The sequence below is a fragment of the Stenotrophomonas sp. P5_B8 genome (genome assembly GCF_054049855.1).
The window spans coordinates 1-1,713 of the sequence record NZ_JBFULO010000614.1; the positions used below are offsets into that span (position 1 = coordinate 1).

Consider the following 1,713-nt stretch of genomic DNA (forward strand, 5'->3'; position numbering starts at 1 on the left):
GGAGATCCACTTCAACAATGCGATGGTCTATGCGGCGAAGATGGATGATCCGCGATTCCTGGAAGTACTCCTGAAACATGGCGGAGATCCCAATACACGAAATTCCGCGAATGAAACCTTGATGCTGCAAGCGTTCCTGAGTGGAAACCAGTGGAAGAACATCCAGACACTGGTGCAGCATGGCGCGAAGATCAACGAGTCGAACCTCTCCAGGGGCGGTGACACCGTGCTTAGCTGGTACACGGGCCGAGGCGGCTTCGATTCTGCCTATTGGCTGCTCGAGCACGGTGCCGACCCTGCGATTTCGACGCATTCTCCGCCTGGGTCAGACATTCCGCCCCGCCAGATGATGGTCGAAGACATCTACTGGGAGATCACCACGCCCGACCTGCTGCCCTGGCAGAAGAAATGCCAGCAATGGTTGATCGCTCGCAACATCCCGCGACCGCCGATGCCCGAGCACATCCGAAAGAAGCGTGAAGCCTTCAAGTTCCCCAGCAAGGAGGAAGACATTCCACTGCTGTGATCCGGCACGCGCAGAGCACCCGCCCACAACTCACCCACCCAGCAGATGGCTCCCCGGATGCAGATGCATCCGCACCCGTGACGCCACGCATTCAATCCGGAAGTGCGTTGCCTGCACCGGCTCGCCATCCAGATTCAGGGTGATCGGCTCAGCCGCCTCGATCTCCACCCACGGCGCACGCGTGCGCTCGGCCACCTGTTCCAGCGCCCCCTGCTTGCCGCCCTTGATCAGCGCGGCGAAGGTCGAGGCGACTTCGCCGCTGAGTTCGGGGATGACCGTGACATCCAGCAGGCCATCGTCGACCACCGCGTCCGGGCACAGCACCTGTCCACCGCCGGCCTGACGGCCGTTGCCGATGCCCAGCGCGATGAAGCCGCCTTCCCAGTCGAAATCCGGGGTGCGCAGTCGCGCCCGGATCGGGTCGATCCGGCCCAGCCGCGAGATGCCGGTCACCAGGTAGGCCAGCCCGCCAAGCACCTTCTTCAGGCCTTCATCGGTCTCCACGGTGACCTCGGTTCCGAAGCCGCCGCTGGCCACGTTGGCGCACCACCAGCGCTCGCCGTCGGCGTCGATGTTGAGCAGGTCGATCGGGCGTGCCAGCGCCTRTTCGATCAGGGTCAGCGCCTCCAACGGGTCAGCCGGGATGCCGGCGGCCGTGGCGAAGTCATTGGCGGTGCCCAGCGGCACCAGGCCCAGCGACGGCAGCGCGTCGGCCGACTCGGGGCGATGGGCCAGGGTCTCGGCCACTTCGCTCAGGGTGCCATCGCCGCCGGCGGCAATGATGGTGTCCACGCCATGCTCGATGGCCTCGGCGACATAGCGCTCGGCATCGCCGTCCTCCCAGGTGACCCGCACCTCCAGCACCACGCCGCGCTCGCGCAGGGCGTGCACGGCCTCGCGCAGGTCCACGTTGCCGGTGGCCTTGCCGTTGAGGATCAGACGCCAGTGGGGATTACGCATGCAGCACGACCAGGGCAGTGGGGAAGCGCAGGCTAGCAGCGGCTACCGTGGTGCCCGGTGAACGTCATCAAACGGTCACCGGACGCCCGGAGAATGGAAGTCCATAGCAGGGACGATGGATGGAGGCAGGATCAGCCTCCGAGTATTCCCAGGGCCGCATTCCGTGAGGGTGCGGCCTTTTTTTCGACCCGCGATGAGCGCAGCCGACCAACGGTCGGCTCTACAGG

The 1,713-nt window shown here is 65.0% G+C and carries 2 protein-coding genes; one reads left to right on the top strand and one right to left on the bottom strand.

The window, feature by feature from the left end; all coding sequences use genetic code 11:
* Positions 1 to 526: ankyrin repeat domain-containing protein (locus ACXJKH_RS19970; protein ID WP_457321968.1), on the top strand; the 526-nt coding region annotated here is incomplete at its 5' end.
* Positions 527 to 556: 30 nt separating this feature from the next.
* Here the strand turns inward: ACXJKH_RS19970 and yegS are convergent.
* Positions 557 to 1,486, bottom strand: coding sequence for a lipid kinase YegS (gene yegS, locus ACXJKH_RS19975; protein ID WP_457321970.1), 930 nt, complete (start codon positions 1,484 to 1,486; stop codon positions 557 to 559).
* Between the last annotated feature and the right edge of the window lie 227 nt (positions 1,487 to 1,713).